We start from the raw sequence: 23879 nt of genomic DNA on the forward strand, positions 1-23879 counted from the left end.
GCGCATGCATATCTCATCCATAAAAAACACCCCAAAAGCTTGCATAACCTTTGGGGTATTCAAAATCAAGACCAACCGCGCAAAACTCTTAGTTAATAATATTCCATCGTATAAATAATAACGCTAGAAAAATCACCAGACTTTATAGGACCTTTACTTGGAGATTGTTGAATTTCTGCATTAAACTTCATGTTTAGAGGCTGACTATTATAATCTGATATAGTGCCGACCCCACTTGCTTGCCCAAATTTAACTTCTCGATTCTTTTCATCTTTCAGTTTTAGAACTAATCCATTTTGTAAATCTACCATAGTATCGTTGTAGAGCGTTCCCGAATTAAAAACGACTCTAGGCATTATAGGTGCTTTACAATTGTTATTCGTTTTTACTACATTAATAGCAAATGGCTCCCGATAAATCTTACCGGCTTCCACTTCATTTTTACTAATGCTACCAAAATTTACCGTAGGTCTATCAACAGTCGCTTTAAAAGCTCCCCGTAAACAAACGTTATCGCGTATAGACCTTAACAGAGCACTAACGGTTAATCTTACCGAAGTAGCTGAACTGTCTTCATCAATCAAAGAAAAAATCATCCCCCCCGTTTCATACTCTTTTCCATTACCTGACATAGCCGAATAGACCATTAATGCAGGAATATGAGCACGAATACGAAAATTCTGACCACCGTAAAAAGTTGTGCTACCTGCATAGCTCGTATGTCTTGTAAAGAAATTTGAAACTGATTGAACCGTTTTATTTTCACGAAGCGGGGTAACTGTTGTTGTGATCGTCCCTTCAACACGTGAGGGATTTAAATCCCGAAACAATATGTTCGTCGCTCGCGTATAATTGGCATTATACCCCCCTATGCTATCCATAGGATAAAAAGTGAGGGTTGCGACTTTACTACAATAAACCATTGCCTCAAGAGTAAAACTAATAGGAAGTGCATTTTGATCAAAATAGAAAACATTATCCATATGATTCGGCAAAGCAGATGAATTCCCATAAGTACTTGTATAAAGACTGGTAACTTTACAAGCCGAAAATGCAGGAGCAGAAACTAAAAGCAATAACCCTAGCAACAGGCCTGCTTTTCTAAAAAGGCCTTTGATTTTTTGATTGAAAAAAAATTTTTTCATATTTAAATATCCGCAATAGAAGTGCCACATTTATTTTAATAGTTGATAACGACTTAAAGCATTCGATGCATAATTCAACAGTCAACAGTTAACTAACTGACAACCATTATTATTGAAACGACAACTCTATTATTCTGCCCTACCAAAACCATTAATAAAATGCATGGTAAAGGTATTCCCTAATGACTAATTAATGATAACTTCTCTAATAATTATTTTTTCAAAATGATGAATCACAAGACTTTACTCATGCAATATGCATGCATCTTTTGACTACTGCTCACAAAAAAGCCCAACAAATGTAATTTGTTGGGCTTTATAGCTTATAATTACTGCCTTACTCTTTAGTTGGTGGGCCTTGCTGGGCTCGAACCAGCGACCGCTCGATTATGAGTCGAGAGCTCTAACCAACTGAGCTAAAGGCCCTTATAGATTTGGTAGGCGTAATTGGATTCGAACCAACGACCTCCACCATGTCAAGGTGGCGCTCTAACCAACTGAGCTATACGCCTGAAGCAAGATGCATATAATGCAATATATTTTGGAGTTTGACAAGCCTTATTTTTGGTTTAGCTAATAATTAGTCAACCCTAACTCCATATCGCTATCTGCTAACAGAGCCTAATGAACCTAATTAAGATTTAGAATAATACCATAAGTAGAGAAAAGAGCAAACTCTAAGATTAACTGATAGAATAACCTTTAAATTTAACCCCCATTTATAGATTCTAAAACAGAATATCAAACTAAGAAGTAGAGATTATGGCTGAAAAGAAAAAAGGTTGGTTTAGTAGATTATTTGGCGGCAAAAAAGAGGAGAACGTTCCCCCTAAAGAGACTCCTATTCAGGAACAATCTCCTATTGAGACGGTCGAGCCTCCTATTACAGATGAAAAGCTGACATCGGTTCAGGAAGAGTCATTCCCTCTCTCCACTGTAGAAGAGATAGTTAAAGAAGTTGCTCATGATATTGCCGATGAATTTAAAGATTCCGTCAAACCTCATGAGAAACATCATTCTCCTAAAGAGTTACCAGCACAGCATCAATTTCTAGAAGAAATTGCTACTGATGCTAAAGAGGCGGTAGAGGAAGCTGCAACTGAAAACTCGATTCCGGAAGATGATCATCAACCACAAAGTGAGATAACTAAAGAGGAATCTGTCGTAACGGAGAGCGCAGTCGAATCACCTTCTGCTAAAACCTCTTCCACTGAATCACTCTCAGAAAACTCCCCTTCTCAAGAGCAAGATGAACCAAAGGAAGAGACTAACGAAAAAGAGACTCCAAACGCAGCTGGGATCGCAATAGAAGCATCTGAGGAAAAATTAGATCACTCAGTAGATGAAAAGCAGAATGAAGAGGTTGTGGTTGAGGAGTATGTAGAAGTTACTCAAGAAAAACCCAAACAGAAAAAGGGCTTTTTTGCCCGCTTAACAAGTCGCTTAAGTAAGACTCGTAATAATATTACTGAAGGGCTTGCAGATCTATTTCTCGGTAAGAAAGAGATCAATGAAGAGATCTTAGAAGAGTTAGAAACTCGTCTTTTAATGGCGGATGTAGGTATCAATGTCACTGATCAACTTCTGACCTCTATTCGCGATTCTGTCTCTCGCAAATCACTCTCTAATGTTGATGAGCTCTTTGCTGCCCTCAAAGTAGAGATGAAAGCAATTTTAGAGCCGGTTTCAAAACCATTAGTGATCGATGAAGAGCATACTCCTTATGTCATCTTAATGATCGGCGTAAATGGTGTTGGAAAAACAACAACCATCGGGAAATTGGCTAAGAAGTTTCAAGCTGAAGGCCGTTCTGTCATGTTAGCTGCCGGCGATACCTTTAGAGCTGCAGCGGTAGAGCAATTACAAGTCTGGGGTGAAAGAAATAAGATCCCTGTGATTTCGCAAAAAGAGGGAGCTGATCCGGCATCTGTGATCTTTGATGCTATGGAATCTGCGAAAGCTAGAAAAATCGATATCCTAATTGCTGATACTGCCGGCAGGCTCCATACTGACTCAGGATTAATGCAGGAACTAGCAAAAATTAACCGTGTAGTTAAACGTCATGATGCAAGCGCTCCCCATGAGGTGATGCTGGTCGTTGATGCTTCTACCGGTCAAAATGCACTCAATCAAGCACGCCAATTTAATGAAACTGTTCCGATTACCGGGATGACATTTACGAAACTTGATGGAACGGCGAAAGGAGGAATCCTCTTTGCTATTGCCGAAGAACTTGAGATTCCAATTCGTTTTATTGGTGTCGGTGAAACAATCGATGATCTCCGTCCATTCAACTCAAATGAGTTTGTAGATGCCTTAATCTCAACTGAAGAGAATGAGATCGAAAAGAGCGAGCAATAATAAATTACTCTTAAGTAAATTACTCTTAAGTAATTTTTAAGTAACTTATAAGTAGAAGGCCCTAAAGATCTAAAATCTCTAGGGCCTTTTTGTACTTTCTCTATACTTTTATCTCTACTTATCTATTCAATTCTTTACACTTACTTAAGTTGAATAGTCGTAACTTCTCATAACTCTAAGCGCGCATCTCTATTCAAACTGGAAGCCTTGCACTCCCTGATTAAAGGTAGGGATATCAAATTGAGATTCTGCTCGCTTCTGATCTATGACCGCTTTAAGCTGATAGAGCGCGCTATGATTAGGCTGAACAACTAAACCTATTGCAACATACTGCTCTGCAATATCTAACTGCCCATAATTATATGCATCATAAGCACTACGATAGTAGATATCTGCAATATTGAGTAGACCTTGTTGCGCTGCACTATTTTCTGGATCTAATTTCAAAACCTCTTGATAGTAATGGTAAGCATCATTTTGATCAACACCCACATAATTACCCTGCGTATAGGCAATATCAGCCTGAAGAAGATAACCATCAATTAGCGCCTGATCTTCTTGCGAGAGATCCCCTACCGAATCATCAAGCGATAGTAATGTTAAAGCAGGAGACTCTTCCACCATTGTCTCTACAGAGATCTCATCATCGCCGGCGGCATCATTACGACTCAGTATTTCCACCTGAGTAAATGTCTGCTCTTCTGCCCCATCTAACAATGGCATTTCCACTTCCGCAACATCAACAACCTCTCTTGGCGCTTTAGGAACATAGATATAACGCTGACGCTCCTCTTCTGGAATTGCAGGATTCAATGCCGCCATCGCACCTGAGTCCTCATTAGGGACTGCGACATATTTAACTTCCTTGCCATTATAGAGCGATTCCTCTCCAAACATAAAATAGGCAAATGCAGCCAGCCCAATAAAGAGCAAGCCAAATACAAATAGACTAAATCCTTGAAACCATCCCATACCTAATTGACTCCCTCGTCGTTTTTTTGGAGGCTTAATATGTTGCTCATCGCTACCCGATTCATCATTTTCTGCTGACGTAGTTGTTGTTACCTGCTCCATCTCCTTAAGATTATCGATAGGAAGTGGATCAACTGCACTAAAAGATTCGACCTGATGATCAGTTTGATCGGAGATCACAGGCTCTAAACGCTCCCCGGTCAAATAGTCACTTCTACTTTCAGCACTAAGTTTCGAGGCGCTAACAGCATCATTCTCTAACGTTACGTCTAATAGCTCTGGCGTCGATCGATCTGCAACAAATGAAGGAGCTTTCAGGTGTGTTAAACCACTGCTCGACTCAACACCACCGGCAATACCAGTAATACCCATCGCCTCATCACCATCATACTCTTTTACAGTAAATTCGAGAGGCTCGTTTAATAACTCGGCATGAGAAGCCTCAACCGCAACATCATTATAAAGGGTTGGGGATTCCTCCTCCTCTATAGAGGGATCTTCAATAGCTCTCTCTTGAAGTTCAGTTGTTGAGCGCTCAACACTCTCTTTTTGTGCAACTTCTTGCTTCTCTTCTTCTCTCTTTAATGAATTCATCTTTTAAACCGATATTTATGTTTAAGATACAATCTATGCTAGAAATAGTTATCAAACAAACTTATTCCTATCACCGGGACCATTTCTATTTACCCCATCCTCTATTTACGCTCTCTAGATTATTTATCTATCAGATACACACCAGATCTTCCGTCAATATATCTATTCCGGCCGGTTATTCTCTCTCCATCAGATAATAACCAAATTCTTCCAGAGCTTTCCTCAATTCAAATAGCGGCAACCCCATAATGCCGGAATAACTTCCTTCGATAGATTCTATATAACCAGCCATCATTCCTTGAATCGCATATCCACCAGCTTTATCTTGCGGTTCCCCACTTTGCCAATAATGATGAATAAAGTCTTCCGGCAAAATTGAAAATGTCACTGAACTCTCACTCAACATTGTGACAAACTTCTCTTTTGCAGTCGCAAGAGATCCCGGTTTATCATCAAGGCCAACCAATGTAATCGCTGTGAAAACTGTATGGGTTTTGTTAGAGAGCCTACGCATAATCTCCAGAAAATGAGCCTCACTCTCTGGCTTTCCAATAATCTTTCCAGCGTAACTAATCACCGTATCAGCAGTTAAAAGCAATCGTCTACTACTGATTTGATCGCGATATTCGGCAAGTGCTGCCATCGCTTTCGCTTCAGCCATACTCTTAACATAGAATTCTGGCATGATGCACCCTTTAACACACTCATCAACTTCAACATCAACCGCTCTATAGTTGATCTGAAGTTGCTGTAACAATGCTTGCCGTCTCGGTGAGCGAGATGCTAATAAAATTTCATAATGGTTCATTTCATTTTGACTCATTAAGTGCTCCCCATAAAATAATGGCATAGAAAATAAGATTTATCCTATAGGATAAATCTTATCTACTCGAGTGGACGACGCTTAACAATTCTTGCCCCGATACTTTTAACACACTTGACTCGCTACTCTTAACGACTCTCATCAACTATCTCTTCTGGCGCACGATCTCCTTCTATATAGAGATAATGCCCTTGTGGATCAAAGTGAACTTTAATCGTCCGTGCCTTCTTCACTTCACCGCTTGAGGTAGAGTGTTGAAAAACATAGTACCAAACATCAGGCTCATAGACATCCATAACTAAAGGCGTGCCCAATAACATCTGCACTTCATGCTTTGTCATTCCTGGCTGTAAGTTTTCTAATCGAGTCTCTTCAATATAATTGCCTTGAACAACATCAACCCGATGCATTGAACATCCAAAAAAGAGTAGGCTTGCACCCAATATAACGAGAGGTTTTATCATTTTCATCTTCACTAATCTCCTGAAAGAGTAGTCATAAATCATACCCTTTTTTCCCAAAATTTCTATTGAATGTTTTCAAGTTCTAACCAACGTTCATATTTCTCTTCCAACAATTCACTCTTCTTCGCAAGCTCTGTCAACTTCTCTGTCTGATAAAGATGGCTCTCTTGATAGAATTGCGCCGATTGCACAAGTGATTCTAATGATTCAATATCGCTCTCTAATTGTGCAATTATTTCAGGAAGTTGTGCTAATTCATGAGTCTCTTTAAATGTCAACTTCCTAGGTTTCTTTTCATCTCCCGCCTTCTCCCGATCATTCCCGGCAGTCTTCCCATTATCAGGGGACTCTTTTGCACTACTTTTCTCTCTCTTACGAGTTGCTTCAGTTTTTTCTATTTTCTCAGCTTGTTGAGCTCTCTCAAGCTTGAGCCGCTCCTGCCAATCACTATAACCACCGATATACTCGCCAATTTTCCCCTCTCCCTCAAAGACCAAGACAGAGGTGACAACACTATCTAAAAAAGCCCGATCATGGGAGATCAAGAGAAGTGTTCCCTCATAATTGGCTACTAACTCTTCTAGCAGCTCTAATGTCTCAATATCGAGATCATTTGTCGGCTCATCCATCACCAAAAAGTTGAAAGGCTTAGTAAATAATTTTGCGAGAAGAAGGCGATTTCGTTCACCACCGGATAGAGATTTTACCGGACTTCTTGCTCGCTCAGGCGTAAACATAAAATCTTGCAACCAACTGATTACATGTCTTTTTTTACCCTTGAGCTCGATAAAATCACTTCCATCGGCAACGTTATCACTCACCGTTGCATCTAGATCGAGTTTAGTACGCAACTGATCAAAATAGGCAATTTCTAACTGTGTACCACGCTCAATCTCTCCACTATCAGGGGTAAGATCCCCCATCAATAGTTTTACTAGCGTTGATTTTCCTACCCCATTAGGGCCAATAATTCCAACCTTATCGCCCCGCATCAATGTAAAAGTGAAATCCTTAATCAAGGTTTTACCGGCGATAGAATAGGAGATATCTTCAGCATAAAGAACTCGTCTTCCCGATTTTTGTGCCTCTTCATGATGTAATAGCGCTGTTCCTTGGCGATCTAGACGCTCTTTACGCTCTTGTCGCATCGCTTTCAATGCTCGAACGCGCCCTTCATTTCGTGTTCTTCTCGCCTTAATCCCCTGGCGAATCCAAACCTCTTCTTCCGCTAACCGCTTATCAAAAAGTGCATTCTCTTGCGCTTCATTATGAAGCTCTATCTCTTTAAATCGTTGATAATCGGCAAATGAACCTGGATACTCTGTTAAATTCCCTCGATCTAATTCAATAATTTTTGTCGCAACATTATCTAAAAATTGACGATCATGGGAAACAAAGAGCAGAGCCCCACGATAGAGATCAACTAAAGTCTTTTCCAACCATTCAATCATCTCAATATCGAGATGGTTTGTCGGCTCATCGAGAAGAATAAGATCAGGATCACTCACTAAAACTCGTGCTAATAGAACACGACGTATCCAACCGCCGGAGAGCTCATTCATTCTCTTTTGTCCATCTAGCTCTAATCTTGTTAAGATTTCAGCAACTCTCGAATCAATTGTCCACGCATCTAATCGATCGAGCTCACTCTGCAGTACTCCTAATTTCGTCAAGTCCACATCATCAGCATCAATCATTGCATGATACGCTTGTAATTTCTCACCCACTTGACTCAAACCACTTGTCACAACTTCATAGACTGTCTGCTCTAAATCTGCCGGAATCTCTTGGTCTAACTTGGCAACTTTTAAATCATCACTAAAGACAACTTCACCACCATCAGGGATAATCTCTTGAGAGACAACTTTTAAAAGAGAAGATTTCCCTTCCCCATTTCGGCCTACTAAACAGACTCTCTCCCCTTTTGAAATAGCAAATGTTACATCCTTTAGTAGCGGTTTTGCGCCATAAGCTAAAGAGACATCCTGTAAACGTAGTAGTACCATAAAACTCCCAAAATAATGGTTTAAAATATTATTTTTTATCGGCATCGAGCTAACATAGATCTAAAATTGCAATTGCCATGCTTCAATAAAAAATGATGACTGATAAATGATTATTGATCGATCGACTCCTCATTTTTTGAAGATTCTCCCTGAATAATCACTATCCCTAATGGGGCTGCAATCACCCTTTTTTCAGCTTCGATGATCGCCTTTTTCACCCCTTCAAAATAGGGTTCTGTAATTTTTGAGGGAATCAATATCTCTGGATATTGTAAGACTTCTTCTGTCGGCTCACTCTCCCCAAAACCGATCAAAGCTAAGCTCTTCTCGTAGTTAAAAGCGGCATAGATCATCCCTATCACTAAAATAGAGAGGAGAATAATCCAAGAGAGCAATGCTTTATTGAGGGTAAATGCTGGTTGAAGTTCGGTAGTAACAAGACGAACAATGCGCCCCGGATAGCCATAAGAGAATGCATGTAAACGATTTAAATCTCGAGAAGAACAATCTGCTGTTTTGCCATGATGTTTATAGATATGCCAAACCAGCTCTTTAATCTGCATATGATTGATCGGCCCCATCGTAAAACTTTTCGAATGCAATAAGAGCTCTTTTGAATAGATATCCTGATTATTAAGATCCATAAAGAGAACAATGACTACATGGATCTCTTCGACACCTCTTCGAAGCCCTTTCTTATTGATCGCCTCTTTTGTGCGATAGATAAAAGAGAGCTCCTCAGAAGTTAACTGATCAGCATCATCAACAAGCAGCACCATCTTTAAGCCGGTAGGGGGGATCTCTTTAAGACGTTCAATAATCGCCTCTTCACTAGCCTCACACTCTAAAAGAGCAGCAATTTTCGTGAAGATAGATCCTTGTCCAGCAGTAACTTCACGAGCAACAATATTCCCATACTCATTTAACCGGCGACTCAACTCCATCATAAATCGAGATTTACCACAACCAGAGGGACCATAAATAGAGAAAAAATCTCCCGGCCCCATACTAATATGTTGCTCTACACGTCGCATTACCTCCTCAATAGGACCTAATGATAACCAAGGTAGTTTATGCATAAACTCATCTCTGCGCATCTATGGTGTTCCAAATTCTATAGCTTCAACAATAAACTCTTCAGGAACGGCATCCGTAATAATCGCCTTACCAATGCTCTCTAAAAGAACAAAGCGTATCTGTTGTGTCACATTCTTCTTATCTAATCGCATAGCATTTAGAAATGCTGAAGCGGAAAAAGCTTCAGGCGCGATACACGGCAGACCAAAGAGGTCTAGGAGAGAAGTAATATAGAGTTGATCCTTTTTACTGATATACCCCATTCGACAGGAGAGATAACCTGCCATATTGATTCCTATTGCAACCGCTTCGCCATGGAGAATACCTTGATACTTCATCAGCTTCTCAATTGCATGCCCAAAGGTGTGACCTAAATTGAGAGTTGCCCGAATCCCTGATTCCCGCTCATCTTGATCGACAATCTCTTTTTTGCAAGCACAAGAGTGATAGATCATCTCCGATATAACCTCGGGATCTTTTGCTAAAATCGCCTCATAATTGAGACGCATCCACTCTAAGAAAGGAGCATCCTGAATAAAACCATACTTTAAAACTTCGGCAAGACCGCTGATATACTCCCGTTGCGGTAGAGTTTCGAGCAATGAAAGATCAATTAAAACCCGCTTAGGCTGATAGAAGGTTCCGATCATATTTTTCCCTAATGGGTGATTAACAGCCGTTTTTCCGCCGACCGAACTATCTACTTGTGCAAGAAGCGTTGTTGGAATCTGAATAAAATCGATTCCGCGCTGATAAGTACTCGCGACAAATCCTGCAAGATCACCAATCACTCCACCGCCAAAAGCTATCAAAAGACTTCTGCGATTAAACTCTAATTCTAAAAGACGAGTATGCACCTGAGCAAAGGAGGTCAAATTCTTATATTGCTCGCCATCTTCAATAATTACGACATGGTCCCGATTACCCTCTACAAGCGATAAAATCCGATCTGAATGGAGAGCATAAATTGTATTATTCGTTAAAACCAATCGCTGCGTATAAGGGAACTCCTCTACAAAACGTTTGGTTGCTAATAGGTTTTTGTCGATCTCAATATCATATGAGCGATCAGCTAAATCTACAGTTAAGGTCTTCATCTATCATCACTTCCTATAAGCCACTCAGGGAGAGGCACCCGATTTTGAACAATGCCCTCTATGATACCACTAACAACCACTTTCGGGGGGATATTGTCTGAAAAAGCGATATATGCAGCGACCTCCCGATAGAGCGGATCACGCTGTTGATATAACGTTTTAAGAACAGCTAAAGGATCTTTCTGCTGTAAGAGAGGACGCTGATTATCAAATCGAACACGCTCATACTGAATCTCCGGCGATACATTGAGATAGATCACAATTCCATTATTGGCCAAAAGCGCTCGATTCTCTTTCGCTAAAACCGCCCCACCACCCGTTGAAAGAACAATGCCCTCTTTTGCTGTTAATGTAGCGATTGCACGCTTCTCTCGCTCTCTAAAGCCCGCTTCTCCTTCTAGCTCAAAAACATAAGGTATCGTCACACCCGTTGTCTCTTCGATATAGTGATCACTATCAAAAAAAGTCAGATCTAAAGTCTCCGCTAACAATCTCCCAACAGTTGATTTACCGGCACCCATAGGGCCTACTAAATAGATATTATTCTTCAACAATTCCCCCTCCCCTAAGAATTAAACATTCTCTACCTTAAACTTTTATCAATTGCTCAGTGTATCAACTATTCTAGGTCTAATAAATATTAACAACTCTGCCTTTTTCTCTTTATTTCCTTCACGCTGAAAGAGCTTCCCTAAAAATGGGAGGCGACTTAAAAAAGGAACCTCCGAGATCGTTGTTGCCGTGTCATATTCATAAATTCCTCCAAGGACGATGGTCTCCCCATGATTAACAAGCGCCTCTGTTTTGAGCTCTTTTTTAGAGATAATCGGCTCCCCTTTAGGGTCATATCCTGAGATCTCATCTTTAGAGATCAAAATATCGATCAATATCTTTCCATTAGGAGTAATTTGGGGAACAACATTGAGCTCCATTACCGCATCTTTGAACTCCGTATTGGTTCCTTCATTTGAACTTGTTGAATAGGAGACTTCTGTCCCCTGCTTAATATATGCCGCTCGACGACTAGTGGTTAATATCGTTGGATTTGAGAGCATCTCGCCCCGCCCTTCTGACTGCATCGCGGAGATCTCAAGCCCTAAGTTAAGTCCTTTTCCTAAAATCATATACCCCATGGAAAAATCAGGAAGAGGAACCCCTAATGAGGTTAAGCTCCCCAATTTTCCACCAAAGTTACCAACTCCCGCCTGATCATTAGGAATCATCCCAGAAACCTCATAAGCTCCTCGCTGATAATTCAATCCCCAATTGACCCCTAACTCCTTAGCAAAATCATCAAAAGCTGCCACAATATAAGCGGAGATCTCCACCTGTTGTGCGGGCTGATCTAAACGATGAATCAAACGTTTTAGTTCTCTAATCTCAGATTCATAGCCGGTGAGAACAATCTGATTTAAACGATGATCAATTCCTACGCTGAAATTTCTCTCACCAGCGCTCTGACCACTCTTCTCTCTTAAAATATCGGCAAGATCTTTTGCCTCCGCATAATGGAGTGCAACTACCTCTGTCAGACGTTTCTCTCGCTTCATTCTTGTAAGCGCCCTACTACTTGCAATAATGGTAACTCCATTCACCTCGGTAGCTTCTAACCCTGTATAAATGAGTAGGAGTTCTAAGATCTCAGAAAATCGCATCTTATTGAGATGGAGGGTTATTGTCTGTTCAACTGAAGGGTCAACAATAATATTTCGTCCCGACTCCTTTGCCAATAGATTAACAAAATAGGAGAGGCTAACACCGTCTAATGAGAAGGAGAAATAAGGCTCCTCAATTAAAGTAGTTGCTCCATCATGAGTATCTTGCTCATGCTCTTCGATCGAAATACTATTCGAAGCAGCATCCGAGAGAATATTAACGCTTTGGGAAGAGAGAGTCGAGAGATCTGCCCCGCAAAGCGCTAAACTCCCTACCAGACTCAAAATGATAGACAGAATAAACTGCTTCAAAATAGAGTTCAGAGACCTCCTATCCCCTACTATCGATCCCCTTTTTTCCCATTCCTCCATCCGCATTCCTCCATCGATATGACTATTAATTTCATCATGCTAAATCTTCACGTAATGAATTCATTGGCGCTCATGCGCTTTTTCTCGAAGTAGATCAATTAATTTGATATCAGATAATCGAAGTCGGTTATTATAAAAATCAACCTCTATACCATTCGATGTTAAAAAAGTTAGGGCTAATGCTACAGTTTGCCCTTCATTGAGACGAAAAAGCGCCACTCCCCGCTCTTTAATTTCATTTGAAATATTAAATAGATTCGCTTTTCTTCTTCCTAGAGGTTGTGCTAAAGCCTCTTCCCTAAAAACTAAACCTAAAAAACGAATACCATCATTTACCTCCCCAACGCGCCAGTCGATCGCCGAACTTGAATCTAAGGGAGATTTCATCTCTCCATCGGAGAGTTTGTTATAGGAGAGATGAGTGATAAATGGCAATGATGATTCTTTTAACGTTTTATCTTCCAATTCTGTGAAAAGACTTTGAGCAACCCGCTCGCTCCATTGCTGCAAAGTGGATCTAGTTGATAGGAGATGAGTGATAATATCATTCGCTTTTAAAGGCATCCAAGTAGAGGACAGCGTTATATTTTGAGAGATCCATTCCTCTTTAAGTGTAAAAAAGTCATAAAATATTAGTACCACCTCCAACATATCTCCTGCCGGCAAATTTGTGGTACAAGCGTTCTTATTACCTGCGAGATTCCATCTCTCAATCTCGGGAAAATAGTGTCGATATTGCTGTGTAAATATTAAAAGTGTATTGAGGAGTAGAGAGGGATCTCCACACACCTGCAACTCAATTTTCCAGCCTTCACCCCCCTCTTCTCGCTCATAAGTCGGCGTTAAAGAGATAATCTCTAATCCCTTTTTCGAAAAGAGATGATAGAAATGATCCGCTAAACTTCCACGTTGCTTCCATTGATCAAATTGCTGCTCAATCTCTGATTTTAACGCGAAGAAGATAGGATCATTAATCAGCTGAACCTGCGCTTCTCGATACTCGATTAAAAAGTCCAACTCTCTTTGATAACGCTCTTGCAATTGAAGTTCCATTGAACGCTGGCCAAAATCGATTTTAAGAGGGGTCCAACTCAATAGAATATAACTCAATAAGAGGAGCAAAATCACCAACAATATCCAACGACTCTTAGCCGATAGCTGACAATAATCATACCAATGGAACTCATTAAGATCTCGTTTAAAAAATTGCTTTAACTCAATCAATGCCTGCTTCATCGCCCCTCCACATCTAGTCTGCTACTTTAGATTGTGGCTGCAATAGAAGCGTAAAAAGAAGAAGAGGCGCTCCATCAGCATGGACTTCTGTTATCACTTCCCACTGAGCCTCTTTAAAGAGAGATACTATCTCTTGCATTAGATCAAAAGAGGCAACTCGACCTGTTAAAATTAATGGAGATTGCCTATTTTCACGGCTTAAAGCGGTAAAATAAAATTGCTCAGGAAAGAGAGATTCCAATTGTGTAAAAGAGGTAAGAAGAGATCTTAATCGACTCTTAGATTGAAGATCATGTAGATCATACCACTGATAGAGTGGCTGCAATAGCTGTTCTTGCTCTCTAATCTCTTGCTGAGTGATCTGAATCTGCTCTTTGAGAAGATCATTTTCCATCGCAATCTTTGTCACAGAAAAGTAATTCCCGATAACTAAAGAGAGAATCATCGTCAATATTAGAAGTGCAACTCCTAATAGCTCCGCTAAAATAGGTTGTTTACGCCAGATCAATCTCAATCGAGTGATCAATAAGAGGAAGGGGTAGAAAATGACCTTAACAAGATCTTGTAAATGCTTTCTTTTAGATCCTCTTTGAAATTGCTCTTTATGATTGACATGATCTTTACGATCTTCATTAGGATTGGGAAGTTCGGTAATAATAATCTCCACTCTCCCTCCCTTTCACCTCTGAATAATTGATCTAAAATAACTGATCTAATAATTGATATATTTAATAACCCACAACTCTAAATATTTCAAAATTTAGTCACTATTTATGATTCCTGGGAAAGTGGGGAATTCTCACAATGATTCTTCCTATAAATGATTATCAACTGTGGCGAGACGCTTCTTACCTCTTACTTCTTGGGATCACTTATTGTCACTATTAGTAGTGTCACTGTCTTGATCAAGACTATCTTGGTCAATAATATAGAGATCCTTGGTATAGTAATAACCTAACTGATTTTTCCCTGTATATCCCCCTACATGAGGCTTAACTAAACGAAGATTAGCAAAATAGAAAATAGGGATAATCACAGAATCTTGATCAAGCTTCTCTTCTGCGATCTGATAAAAATGCGCCCGTTCCTGATCATCTTTTGCAGTTAAAGTCTGTTTCATTAATTGATCAAACTCATCACTCTTATAATGAACGGTATTGACACTACTATCTCCGATCATCATATTTAAAAAGCTTGAAGGCTCATTATAATCAGCACACCAAGAGGCACGCACAACATCGTAATTTCCAGCCCGGCGGCTATCGGCATATGTTTTCCATTCCCGATTATCAAGCGTCATCTCAACGCCGGCATTCTGTTTAAGTAATGAGGCGGCTGCAACTCCCATCTTTTTATGAAGATCAGAGGTGTTATAGAGTAATTTAATTTTTAGAGGATTTGATTCATCATATCCGGCCTCTTTTAGGAGCGCTTTCGCGCGAGCACTTCGCTCCTCCATCGGCAACTTGAACCAATCTGGAACATTTAAGGCCTCAATCCCGGCAATATACGGAGGCGTAAAACTATAAGCAGGAAGATCGCCCTGTGCTTTTACCCGATTTGTTAATAACTCCTGATCGATCGCTAATTTTAAGGCTTCTCGTACCCGAATATCGGTAAATGGTTCTCGGCTATTATTAATTCCATAATAGTAGGTACAAAGATAAGGACTTATCTTAATTTCATCAGGAATTTCCGCTTGTAACTTTTGAAAGTAATCGATAGGAATATTGGCGGTAATATCGATTTCGCCGGCACGATAACGCTGCGCCTCGGTAACTTCAGAAGTAATCGGTAAAAAAAGAACTTCATCAATCACCGTATTCTGATTATCCCAATATGCGCTATTACGTCGTAGCTTAATAAACTCATTAACCTGCCATTGCGCTAATTGATACGCGCCATTTCCAACAAAATTTCCGACATTAGTCCACTGATCACCATATTTCTCTATCACTTTTCTCGGAACAGGAGACATTGCCGTATGTGCTAAAAGCTGTGGAAAATAGGGCACTGCAGTTGATAGTCGTACCTCTAATGTCTCATCATCTAATGCGCGAACACCTAAATCATCCGCGGGTCGCTCTCCTAAAATTACCTCATCGATATGATCAATATGCGCATATTGAAGATAGCTAGCATAAGGAGACCCTGTTGCCGGATCTGCCAATCGTTTCCAAGAATATTCAAAGTCTGAGGCAGTGATCGGATCTCCATTGGACCATTTAAGACCAGGCTTAAGCTTAAAGCGCCAAACAATGAAATCCTCATTCTCCCACGAATGCGCTACGCGAGGCTCCATCTCGCCATCATCATTGATAATGACAAGCCCTTCAAAGAGATCACGCGCTAGATGTGATTCTGCAACACCTTCAATCTTATGAGGATCGAGTGATTGTGGCTCGGTACCATTATTTCGTACTAAACGCTGCTCCTTAGCTAATTTGATCTGTTCAGGGACAATCGCAGAAAAGGCTAATTCGATCGAAGCGCCCCAAACAGCAAACCCTACGGTGATAGGTAATAGCGCTCGATGCGCCCTATAAAAACGGTTTTTCTGCTCCATCAACATATCTCCTTAAAGTCTTCTGTATTTTACTTTTCTATTACGCCTGTTTAACTCTTATTTTAATATCAGTTTCAGTTTCAGTTTCAGTTTCAGTTTCAATTTTATGATAAGTAATCTTCTTTAACTACGCTTATCTCTTATTGAGATGCACTTAAAACGAGCTAATCTACAAATGAGCAGGTATCCTACCCCAGCTCTTATTGCGTTTTATAACTATTAAAAAAAGCAGCTTAAGTGGATTGATCCATCAAGCTGCTCTTTGTCTACTCTTCAATGACAATGAGTCAAATAATGATTTTAATACTCAATATTTTAGTGCTCAATAATGTACATATCTTTTGTATAAGCATATCCTAAAGGATTATTCACACTATAACCGCCAACGTAAGGTTTCACTAAACGAGGTGAGACATAGTAATAGATCGGTACAATGGCGCTATCTTCATCAAGAATTCTTTCCGCTTCTTGGTATGCTTTCACACGATCATCCTCGGTCGCTGCTGTAATGCTTTTACGCATTGCCACATCAAAGGCATCACTCTTATAGTGCGAAGTATTATTACTACTTGTAGAGAGCATAATATTAAGGAAACTTGATGGCTCATTATAATCAGCACACCAACCAGCTCTAGCTACTTCATAATTTCCCTGATGACGACTATCTAAGAAGGTCTTCCACTCTTGATTTTCAAGTTTCACCTCAATGCCGGCATTCTGCTTTAAGATCGATGCTGCGGCGATCGCCACTTTTCTATGGGCTTCTGAAGTATTGTAGAGTAATGTAAAAGAGAGCGGATTACCCGGACCATATCCAGCATCCGCTAAAAGCTGTTTTGCTTTCTCATTACGCTCTTTCTGCGTTAACTGGAACCATTCAGGCTCAATTGCTTCCATATCGACTGTAGAAGGAGGTGTAAAGCCAAAAGCGGGAGTCTGCCCCTGCCCCATCACCTTATTTGCAATGATATCGCGATCAAGTGCCAATTTAACGGCTGCTCTTACACGAGCATCATCAAAAGGTGCTTGCTCATTATTGATCTCATAATAGTAGGTACAGAGTGATGGAGAGATCTTCACCTCATCAGGAATATCACGTTGTAAGCGAGAGAAGAGATCGACCGGAATAGCATTATTAGTCATATCAACTTCACCACTACGGTAACGATTCACATCTGTCACTTCTGAAGGAATCGCTAAGAAAGTAACCTCATCGATCACAGTTTTATCATTATCCCAATATTGATCATTACGCTGAAGAACAATGCGCTCATTGACAACCCAATCTTTCAGCTTATAAGCACCATTACTCACAAAGTTCCCCGGCGCAGTCCACTGGTTACCATATTTTTCCACAGTAGCACGATGTACCGGAACTGTTGAGGTATGTCCTACTAACTTATCAATATAGGGGATCGGCTCACTTAAAGTGATTTCAAATGTATGATCATCGAGCGCGCGAACACCTAATGTATCAGGGTCTGCTTTACCATTTACAATATCATCAACATTCTCAACATGAGCATACTGTAGATAACTTGCATAAGGAGATGCCGTATTTGGATCAACAAGACGCTTCCAAGAATAGACAAAGTCTTCCGCCGTTACCGGATCCCCATTAGACCACTTCGCATCTTTACGAAGATTAAAGCGCCAAACGCGATAATCATCATTCTCCCAAGATTCTGCAACACCGGGGCGAATCTCACCATTGAGATCGATATTGACAAGCCCTTCAAATTGATCTCGCGCTAAATTTGCTTCTGGTACTCCTTCAATTTTATGAGGATCCAATGATTGAGGCTCTGCACCATTGTTTCGAATTAACTTCTGCTCTTTGTGAAGCTTAGTACCTTCCGGCACCTCTGCCCCAACGGCACCACTGATCGCCATCGTCGCAATTAATGCCGATGCTAATAGACTCTTTGCAAATCCTGTTTTCATAATCTCTCCTAACATAGTGATAAAAGTGGTTAAAGCGATCAATTAAGCGCTATTTGAAATAACCCCTACTCTAACTCTAGCTCTAATAGTAAAATTAAAATCGCTCGTTACTTTCCGAACAATGTTCTCAATAATAAATAACACTTCGATAACATTTCAGGTAATCTACAGATAATCAAACTTATTAGATTTTGTTAGATCTTTTTCTAGGTTTTTTCATTCCCACTTTTACATTTAATTTTTAACATTTTCACTATAGCACGGGATAAAAAAGATAAAAGTATTCCAATTCAAAAGTGTGAACAAATAAGATGCAAATTTCAGGTAATAGATCAATAAATCACAAACGAGTCACAAATAGATAGCTGTCGAATAACAATTCAAACGGCAATCAGATTACAATAAAACCACAATAAAATTATAATCGATCAGATAAAAAAGGAACGTCTTATGAAACGTCTTATGAACATAAAGAGAATGATGAATATGAAGAGTAATCCGTTAAGGAAATTACTACTAATTGCTAGCGCCACACTTCTTTTAAGCGCGTGTGCCCAAGGGGTAGATGCCGCAAAACGATTAGAAAAATGTGTTGTTGATGGCAATCAAAATAATAACTGTGAGCTCTCAACGCTCGAAGGGAATAGTGAGCAGCATCAGTAGCCTCTCTACTATTCGTACAACTGCGACTGCTGCAATATAGATATAGATAGATATATATATCAAGATTCAGATTAAAGATAAAAAATCCCTAGCAATAAAATTCTAAAATAGAATCTTAAAGCTAGGGATACCCCTTTCCCACCCATATAGAGAATCAGTACTTGGTAGTTAATAGTTAAATATCACTGGTTCTGTAGCATTGCTACGGGGTTAACTGTTCTTAACGTTAATCGTTAAAGAGTGCATTGTTAATGCTATGACAGTAATCAGTTTTGTACTCGCCTTCTCTATATTGCCTAAACTAATTGTACCTTTAAAGTAACTCTGTACGCCAATTAATTGCTTGGATCTGATTATCAAGCTCTCGCCAAAGTTTAGAGAGCTGATCATACTCCTTGCTCAACGCTTCAACATTTACAACAGAGATAAACTTAATCTCCGACATACTGTAACGATTACTATTTTCTGAAGCTTTGTCGATCATCTGCTGAACAACCTGGCGCTTCTTCATTAAGTTTTCTCGCTCAATCAATGCCTCTGAAAGCTTTCTTCTCTCATCAAAATCGGTGGCGATATTGGTCTTATTAATCCGCTCTATAAGCGCCCCTAAGGCATCAATTGCCGCAAAAAGCTCCATTTTTAAAGTTTGTGGGGATAGCGCTGGGGCATCACCTTCTTGCACCTTAATGTTACCGCCTAAACGTGTTGTCAGCTGTGCAATTTTTGTCTGAAGATCAGCACGGTTATTGAGTGCTTCTCCTAATGTTATCGAGCTCATTTCTATTATCCTTTTCCTCAATCTGTTCGTAGCATTTAAATCGGTAATTTAATCAACATTTAATCGACATTTGATCAACATTTGATTTTGGCTCATATTGATCCACTCTTAACAGGTCTTACGCTCCCTAACGCTCTCTTAACGCCTCTTTAACACGACCAAATGGCTTCATTAAGTAATCAAATACTGTCTTATCGCCTGTTTTAATATCAACAGTTGCGATCATTCCCGGCACAATAGGAAACTCATTTCCACTCTTCTTATCTATAAGAGAATCGGTCTCTGTTAAGATAAAGACGCGATAGTAGAAGACATCAGGCTTTGTCTCATCTTGAATGGTATCAGGAGAGATGACTGTCACCTTGCCATCAAGACCTCCAAAAATAGAGTAATCATATGCTGTAATCTTCACCTTAGCATCTTGCCCTGGATGAATATAGGCAATATCTCGAGGCGAAATACGTGCTTCAATCAAGAGCTGATCATCTAAAGGGACAATCTGCATCAATTCACCATTAGGAGGTACGACACCTCCTCGAGTCGTTAACATCACATTTTTAACAACGCCACGAACGGGGGAGCGCAAGGTTAAACGTGAAAGAGAATCTTCCCGACCTCGAACCACTGACTCTAATGATTCCGCTTCCGCTTGGACTTTACTCAGCTCTTCACGCGCCTGAACCATATATTCAGAAAGCTTATCTGTAATTTGTGATTCAAGATCGACTACTTGACGCTGAAGTTTTAAAACATCAACATTACTCGCTGCCCCTTGTTGCGCTAAGGATCGTGTCAATTCCAACTCAGATTGAACTAATGCTAGCGATTGCTCTAGACCTTTAACAGATTCTTCAAGCGCTTTTTTACGCGTTTGATAGAGGCGTGTCTCCGCTTGAATCAATTCAGGAAAAGCATCTAACTCATCAGGGAAATCCAACTCACTATAATCAACTTCAGCCTCAAGGCGTGCGATACTAGCTAGTGCAGCGCGATATTTTGCCGCACTCTCCTCTACAGTTGCCTCTGTTTTCGTAAGATCTAACTGAGCCAATACTTGCCCTTTATCGACAATATCCCCTTCCCGAACATAAAGTTCAGAGATAATCCCTCCTTCCAAAGATTGAATTACCTGCTCTCGAGAGGTCGGAACCACTTTTCCTGATCCGGTGGAAACCTCAACAATCTCCGCAAAATAGGACCAGGTAATTAACGCTACCAATAGCAGTAAAAACGCCCAAATAATACGGGACGACTTTACTATTTCAGATTCACCAATATGATCCTTATAGCGTCGTTGATCATCTTCATAATCTAATAACAAGAGATCGTGCTTTTTATCAGCTTTACTCATATAAACCTCTTAAATTTCTCTAATATCTACGGGGAAAATCTCTTCTAGAAAGCGCTAGCTTTAGTCTGCTTTGCTTACTGTCATCTCTGAATTACTTCTTCCCCGATAATTGCGCTAATATCTTCTCTTTAGGACCATCTAAAACAATACGTCCATTATTAATGACGATAATACGATCCATCAGATTCACAACACTCATCTTGTGAGTGGCAACGATCAATGTTTTTCCAATACTCCAACCCTCTAATGCTGAAATAAAGCCCTTTTCCGTGACATCGTCAAGCGCTGAAGTTGGCTCATCTAACAGTGCAATATGGGGATTACGGATAAAGAGTCTTGCTAGTAACAGAGATTGTCTCTGACCACCCGATAGACCATGCCCTCCCTCTGCAATCACGTAATCTAATCCGGTAGGCAATTGACTTACAAAACCCGCAGCCCCAGTCATATTGAGGGCATGAATAAGATTATCATCTGTTGCCAATGGGGCACCAAAGAGTAAGTTTTCACGAATGGTTCCATGGAAAAGACGAGAGTTTTGACTCATCAAACCAACATCTCGACGAACATCAGCAGGATCGATATGGGCAAGGCTAACCCCATCGAGCGTGACAACGCCACCCTTAGGAGTTAATAGTCCGGAAAGAACCTGTAATAAGGTTGATTTTCCGGCACCATTTCGCCCAAGAACCGCAATCTTTTCTCCTGGCTTGATCTCTAAATTCTCTATCGTTAATGAGGGCGCTTGACTCTCTGCATGATAAAAAAATTGTGCATTTTTAATCTGATAATGGCCGGCAATCGCACTCTTATGAACTCGCTTCTCTCCTGGCGGATGATCAACAGGAAGCTCCATCAATTGATTAATCCCGGCTAAAGCAACCTTCGCCTGTTGCCAACGACTCAATACCTGAGTAATTCCCGCCATCGGCGCAATCATTCTTCCCCCTAAAATAGATGCTGCAATTAAGGACCCTGTTGTTAAATCCCCCTCCATCACCATCGGCGCACCAAAGAGAACAATCACAGCAAAAGCGGATGTCTGCACACTCTGCGTCCAGCTATTGAGCGTACTAATTAAGGAGCGAAGACGTAAATTAACATCGGCTGAAACAGCATTGTAATTATTCCATTGTGTTTGAAAACGATGCTCCGCCTGTAGTGTTTTGATATCTTCATTTCCTTGGATCGCTTCAACTAACATCGCATTTCGCAATGCTGATTCTCTCATCGCTTGATTTGCAAAAGCGCGTAGTTTCCCCTGAGCCAAAATACCCGGCAACACCATTAAAATAACAGCACCAATAGGAATCCAGACTAAAGAGCCGGCGATATACCAAAAGACAAAACAAAATAGAAAAAAGAAAGGCATATCGGCAAATGCTGTTACGGTAGTTGAGGTCAACAACTCCCGCACACTATCTAACTCTCTAACTTGCGAGATAAATGTACCGGTCGATTTAGGCCGATGCATATTATTAATACGTAATACATGCCCAAAAACACGATCTGATATACGCATATCTGCTCGCTTCCCTAACAGATCGGTTACTCTCGTTCGCAGTTTACGCATAATAAAGCCAAAAATAATGGCAACAAAAACCCCACTAAAGAGAACATAGAGGGTCGGATAAGATTCTGCCGGAATAACCCGGTCATAAACTTGTCGAGTAAAGAGAATACCCGCCAAAGCCAACACATTCACAACAAATGAAGCGATGAAAATATGGCTATATGGTTTCCAATCTCTTAAAACAATCTTTCTAAACCATTTCCGATCATGAGGCTTTATATACTCATCAACTCGTGCATCTCTAACTGTATGGGTTGGTCTTAAAACAATCGCTAACGTAGTGTTCTCTAAGAGATCTTCCCGCGTAATACGACTCTTTAAGCCCCCATCACCACAATAGGTAATGCCCAGATCACCATCTTTATCGATCGCATCGATGACCCCAATTTGGCCCTGCTTCAATTGCACAACTAACGGTAAGCGCCAAACTGACAGTTCTGAATCTTCTAATTTTATGACACTAAAGCTTAGACCCGCCTGCCGAGCGATACTTCGTAACACATCGCTTACAGGTCGATCACTAAGCCAATGGCTAGTCAATAAAATATTCTCTTTTGAAGATTCGATACGGTAATGTTTCGCCACCATTAAAATGGCTTCAATCCATGAGCTATAATCTCTCTTATTAGACCCGTTATTGGTCTCATTAGATTCATTAGTCTCAGGACTCTCTTTGGTTACTGCTTCAATATTTTCGTTCTCGTTCACAAACTTACTTCCAACATTAATCATTAATTTTAAGTGATAGAACTAATCCAACCACAGTTAAACTTATTTACTTATTATACATTTTTGATAAATATCAATACAGAAATATTGATAATAATTGATGAGATTTTTTAAGCTATCAGTTTGAAATAGGTGCATATTACCATTCACCTTAATAAGAAAAAGTTATGCATAATTAAAAGTATTAACTTTTTATCAAAATGAACATTCTGGCAATCACTACAATTCCCAATAATTGCAATCACCTACGCAATAGATCATAAAAAAGATGCCTCAGAGACAACTATTTCACCCATTAACCATTGATCTTAAAACTAAAATAAAATCAAACCCTAAATCCCAAATTCCAAATTCCAAATTAAAAGATGAACATGAAAGTGAAAAATAAGATCTAAAATGGAATATAAAAATAAAAAATAGCAGGATTAAATGGTATTAAAATCTAAGGATCTATAGTAGATATAATAAAAATA

The 23879-nt window shown here is 40.0% G+C and carries 18 protein-coding genes and 2 tRNA genes; 2 read left to right on the plus strand and 18 right to left on the minus strand.

The annotated features are described in order from the left end of the window. Positions 1–92: 92 nt before the first annotated feature. From DC077_RS02930 to DC077_RS02940, 3 genes are all read right to left on the minus strand, one after another. A complete protein-coding gene (locus tag DC077_RS02930; protein WP_109201236.1) occupies positions 93–1145 on the minus strand; it encodes a fimbrial protein in 1053 nt (350 codons plus the stop codon). Positions 1146–1494: 349 nt separating this feature from the next. After that, positions 1495–1571 (minus strand) — tRNA-Ile (locus tag DC077_RS02935). A 9-nt stretch (positions 1572–1580) separates the two neighbouring features. Beyond that, positions 1581–1657 (minus strand) — tRNA-Val (locus DC077_RS02940). A 250-nt stretch (positions 1658–1907) separates the two neighbouring features. On the opposite strand from DC077_RS02940, the gene ftsY reads away from it, so the two are divergent. Continuing rightward, the gene (gene ftsY / locus DC077_RS02945) at positions 1908–3506 is read left to right on the plus strand and encodes a signal recognition particle-docking protein FtsY (RefSeq protein ID WP_109201237.1); all 1599 of its coding nucleotides are present in this window, start codon (positions 1908–1910) and stop codon (positions 3504–3506) included. A gap of 189 nt (positions 3507–3695) precedes the next feature. Here ftsY and DC077_RS02950 read toward each other — a convergent pair whose 3' ends face one another. The 12 genes from DC077_RS02950 to DC077_RS03005 all read right to left on the minus strand — a co-directional run bounded on the left by DC077_RS02950 (position 3696) and on the right by DC077_RS03005 (position 18312). Next, positions 3696–5072 carry a tetratricopeptide repeat protein gene (locus DC077_RS02950; protein WP_109201238.1) on the minus strand — a complete coding sequence of 459 codons (1377 nt, stop codon included), beginning with the start codon at positions 5070–5072 and terminating at the stop codon, positions 3696–3698. A 175-nt stretch (positions 5073–5247) separates the two neighbouring features. After that, a complete protein-coding gene (locus DC077_RS02955) occupies positions 5248–5895 on the minus strand; it encodes a Maf family protein (RefSeq protein WP_157953472.1) in 648 nt (215 codons plus the stop codon). A 128-nt stretch (positions 5896–6023) separates the two neighbouring features. Next, on the minus strand, positions 6024–6365 hold the full coding sequence (locus DC077_RS02960; RefSeq protein ID WP_157953473.1) for an outer membrane protein assembly factor BamE: 342 nt from the start codon (positions 6363–6365) through the stop codon (positions 6024–6026). Between the two features lie 56 nt (positions 6366–6421). Further along, positions 6422–8365, minus strand: coding sequence for an ATP-binding cassette domain-containing protein (locus DC077_RS02965; protein WP_109201241.1), 1944 nt, complete (start codon positions 8363–8365; stop codon positions 6422–6424). Positions 8366–8475: 110 nt separating this feature from the next. Further along, positions 8476–9462, minus strand: coding sequence for an AAA family ATPase (locus DC077_RS02970; protein ID WP_109201242.1), 987 nt, complete (start codon positions 9460–9462; stop codon positions 8476–8478). Next, entirely contained in the window at positions 9463–10539 is a 1077-nt protein-coding gene (gene aroB / locus DC077_RS02975; RefSeq protein WP_109201243.1) for a 3-dehydroquinate synthase, read from the minus strand. Then, entirely contained in the window at positions 10536–11060 is a 525-nt protein-coding gene (locus DC077_RS02980) for a shikimate kinase (protein WP_109201278.1), read from the minus strand. Before DC077_RS02980 ends, aroB begins: the two co-directional genes overlap by 4 nt. 78 nt (positions 11061–11138) lie before the next feature. Then, a complete protein-coding gene (gene pilQ, locus DC077_RS02985) occupies positions 11139–12566 on the minus strand; it encodes a type IV pilus secretin PilQ (protein ID WP_157953474.1) in 1428 nt (475 codons plus the stop codon). Positions 12567–12626: 60 nt separating this feature from the next. Continuing rightward, a complete protein-coding gene (locus DC077_RS02990; protein ID WP_109201245.1) occupies positions 12627–13802 on the minus strand; it encodes a hypothetical protein in 1176 nt (391 codons plus the stop codon). Positions 13803–13815: 13 nt separating this feature from the next. Next, on the minus strand, positions 13816–14469 hold the full coding sequence (locus tag DC077_RS02995) for a hypothetical protein (RefSeq protein ID WP_109201246.1): 654 nt from the start codon (positions 14467–14469) through the stop codon (positions 13816–13818). 201 nt (positions 14470–14670) lie between these two features. Beyond that, on the minus strand, positions 14671–16368 hold the full coding sequence (locus DC077_RS03000; RefSeq protein WP_109201247.1) for an ABC transporter substrate-binding protein: 1698 nt from the start codon (positions 16366–16368) through the stop codon (positions 14671–14673). A 315-nt stretch (positions 16369–16683) separates the two neighbouring features. Continuing rightward, positions 16684–18312 carry an ABC transporter substrate-binding protein gene (locus DC077_RS03005; protein ID WP_109217821.1) on the minus strand — a complete coding sequence of 543 codons (1629 nt, stop codon included), beginning with the start codon at positions 18310–18312 and terminating at the stop codon, positions 16684–16686. Positions 18313–18762: 450 nt separating this feature from the next. On the opposite strand from DC077_RS03005, the gene DC077_RS03010 reads away from it, so the two are divergent. Continuing rightward, the gene (locus DC077_RS03010) at positions 18763–18975 is read left to right on the plus strand and encodes a hypothetical protein (RefSeq protein ID WP_133243404.1); all 213 of its coding nucleotides are present in this window, start codon (positions 18763–18765) and stop codon (positions 18973–18975) included. A gap of 313 nt (positions 18976–19288) precedes the next feature. Here DC077_RS03010 and DC077_RS03015 read toward each other — a convergent pair whose 3' ends face one another. The 3 genes from DC077_RS03015 to DC077_RS03025 all read right to left on the minus strand — a co-directional run bounded on the left by DC077_RS03015 (position 19289) and on the right by DC077_RS03025 (position 23385). Then, complete coding sequence (locus tag DC077_RS03015; RefSeq protein ID WP_109201250.1) at positions 19289–19753, minus strand: DIP1984 family protein; 465 nt, start codon at positions 19751–19753, stop codon at positions 19289–19291. A gap of 127 nt (positions 19754–19880) precedes the next feature. Beyond that, a complete protein-coding gene (locus tag DC077_RS03020) occupies positions 19881–21104 on the minus strand; it encodes a beta-barrel domain-containing protein (RefSeq protein ID WP_109201251.1) in 1224 nt (407 codons plus the stop codon). A 91-nt stretch (positions 21105–21195) separates the two neighbouring features. Further along, positions 21196–23385 carry a type I secretion system permease/ATPase gene (locus tag DC077_RS03025; protein ID WP_239990388.1) on the minus strand — a complete coding sequence of 730 codons (2190 nt, stop codon included), beginning with the start codon at positions 23383–23385 and terminating at the stop codon, positions 21196–21198. Between the last annotated feature and the right edge of the window lie 494 nt (positions 23386–23879).

Origin of the sequence: Ignatzschineria cameli (assembly GCF_003121895.1) — a bacterium.
GTDB classification, from domain to species: Bacteria; Pseudomonadota; Gammaproteobacteria; order Cardiobacteriales; family Wohlfahrtiimonadaceae; genus Ignatzschineria; species Ignatzschineria cameli.

What these genes read in the sequence shown, in the direction of transcription:
- DC077_RS02990 (WP_109201245.1), bottom strand. Translation starts at nt 13,802, where the DNA reads ATGAAGCAGGCATTGATTGAGTTAAAGCAATTTTTTAAACGAGATCTT.
- DC077_RS03015 (WP_109201250.1), bottom strand. Translation starts at nt 19,753, where the DNA reads ATGAGCTCGATAACATTAGGAGAAGCACTCAATAACCGTGCTGATCTT.
- DC077_RS03020 (WP_109201251.1), bottom strand. Translation starts at nt 21,104, where the DNA reads ATGAGTAAAGCTGATAAAAAGCACGATCTCTTGTTATTAGATTATGAA.
- DC077_RS02980 (WP_109201278.1), bottom strand. Translation starts at nt 11,060, where the DNA reads ATGGGTGCCGGTAAATCAACTGTTGGGAGATTGTTAGCGGAGACTTTA.
- DC077_RS03010 (WP_133243404.1), top strand. Translation starts at nt 18,763, where the DNA reads ATGAAACGTCTTATGAACATAAAGAGAATGATGAATATGAAGAGTAAT.
- DC077_RS02950 (WP_109201238.1), bottom strand. Translation starts at nt 5,072, where the DNA reads ATGAATTCATTAAAGAGAGAAGAAGAGAAGCAAGAAGTTGCACAAAAA.
- DC077_RS02955 (WP_157953472.1), bottom strand. Translation starts at nt 5,895, where the DNA reads ATGAGTCAAAATGAAATGAACCATTATGAAATTTTATTAGCATCTCGC.
- DC077_RS02970 (WP_109201242.1), bottom strand. Translation starts at nt 9,462, where the DNA reads ATGCGCAGAGATGAGTTTATGCATAAACTACCTTGGTTATCATTAGGT.
- ftsY (WP_109201237.1), top strand. Translation starts at nt 1,908, where the DNA reads ATGGCTGAAAAGAAAAAAGGTTGGTTTAGTAGATTATTTGGCGGCAAA.
- DC077_RS03005 (WP_109217821.1), bottom strand. Translation starts at nt 18,312, where the DNA reads ATGAAAACAGGATTTGCAAAGAGTCTATTAGCATCGGCATTAATTGCG.
- DC077_RS03000 (WP_109201247.1), bottom strand. Translation starts at nt 16,368, where the DNA reads ATGGAGCAGAAAAACCGTTTTTATAGGGCGCATCGAGCGCTATTACCT.
- DC077_RS02965 (WP_109201241.1), bottom strand. Translation starts at nt 8,365, where the DNA reads ATGGTACTACTACGTTTACAGGATGTCTCTTTAGCTTATGGCGCAAAA.
- aroB (WP_109201243.1), bottom strand. Translation starts at nt 10,539, where the DNA reads ATGAAGACCTTAACTGTAGATTTAGCTGATCGCTCATATGATATTGAG.
- DC077_RS02960 (WP_157953473.1), bottom strand. Translation starts at nt 6,365, where the DNA reads ATGAAAATGATAAAACCTCTCGTTATATTGGGTGCAAGCCTACTCTTT.
- pilQ (WP_157953474.1), bottom strand. Translation starts at nt 12,566, where the DNA reads ATGGAGGAATGGGAAAAAAGGGGATCGATAGTAGGGGATAGGAGGTCT.
- DC077_RS02930 (WP_109201236.1), bottom strand. Translation starts at nt 1,145, where the DNA reads ATGAAAAAATTTTTTTTCAATCAAAAAATCAAAGGCCTTTTTAGAAAA.